This is a genomic window from Halolamina salina (assembly GCF_042678005.1).
Classification (GTDB): Archaea; Halobacteriota; Halobacteria; order Halobacteriales; family Haloferacaceae; genus Halolamina; species Halolamina salina.
This window is the reverse complement of sequence record NZ_JBHUDH010000023.1, coordinates 14,925-15,888: the sequence shown is the minus strand read 5'-3', so window position 1 is coordinate 15,888 and position 964 is coordinate 14,925. Positions and strand designations below refer to the sequence as shown.

Below are 964 nucleotides of genomic sequence, written 5' to 3'. Positions count from 1 at the left end.
GGCCGGCGCGGCCGCCGCGTCGGTCGCGCTGTTGCGGGAGCACGGCGGCCGGCTCGCGTCTCGCGTCGAAACGCTGGGCGACGACGGTTCGACTGCGCCCGGCTCCCGCGAGACGCTGACCTCGGCGCTGACCGTCGCGCTGGTCGTCGCCGTCGTGCTCGCGACGGCGGTGTTCCCGGTGATGATGATCGCCGCCGAGATCGGCGAACCGGTCGACGAGGGGCACTACGACCCCTCGCTCGACGGGATGAAGGCCGTCGAGAACTTCCACGCCAACGAGTACGAGGCGCTGCAGTGGCTCGACGACCGCTCCGGCCGGCCGACGATCGTCGAGGTGCCCGGCGACTCCTACGGCTGGACGAGTCCGGCGTCGACGTTCTCCGGGCTGCCGACCGTCGTGGGGTGGGACCACGAGGCCGAGTACCGGAGCATGGACGCCTACGAGCGCCGAGTCGGCCACGTCGACACCATCTACGCCGGCGACTGGGAGCGCGCCGCGGCGCTGCTCGAGCGCTACGACGTGACGTACGTCTACGTCGGGCCGAACGAGCGCGAGGTGTACGGCGACTCGCTGCGGTCGTTCGACCGCGAGGCGTTCTCGGTCGCGTTCGAGGGCGGCGCGGTGACGATCTACGAGGTCGACCACGACGCGCTCGCGGAATCGACGGACGGCAGTTCCTGAGCCCAGCACGGCGCCGTGGCCGGGTTCGAGAGCTTCCACCGCCGGTGACTTTATCAGTGGATACCGCCAAAGGCGGGCAAGATGAACGGCACAGATTTCGCCGGTGCGCCGGGTATCATCGGTGGCTCCTCGAACGACGTCGAACTCTCTCCCGACGAGAAGCGCGGGCTGCGGCGCGCCGTCGCCGGAATCGTCTCCCGTACCGAGTCCTACCTCCCCGACGGCTACGTCGTCGGCTCCGAACTCACCTACGGCTCCGACGGCCCGGAGGCGACCGTCGCC

At 70.5% G+C, this 964-nt stretch carries 1 protein-coding gene and 1 pseudogene; both read left to right on the top strand.

Annotated elements, in window-relative coordinates; translation table 11 throughout:
- A pseudogene (locus tag ACFR9S_RS02995) lies at positions 1–682 on the top strand (DUF2298 domain-containing protein); the annotation flags it as partial.
- An 81-nt stretch (positions 683–763) separates the two neighbouring features.
- On the top strand, positions 764–964 hold a 201-nt coding region (locus ACFR9S_RS02990), incomplete at its 3' end, for a DUF5811 family protein (protein ID WP_379818033.1).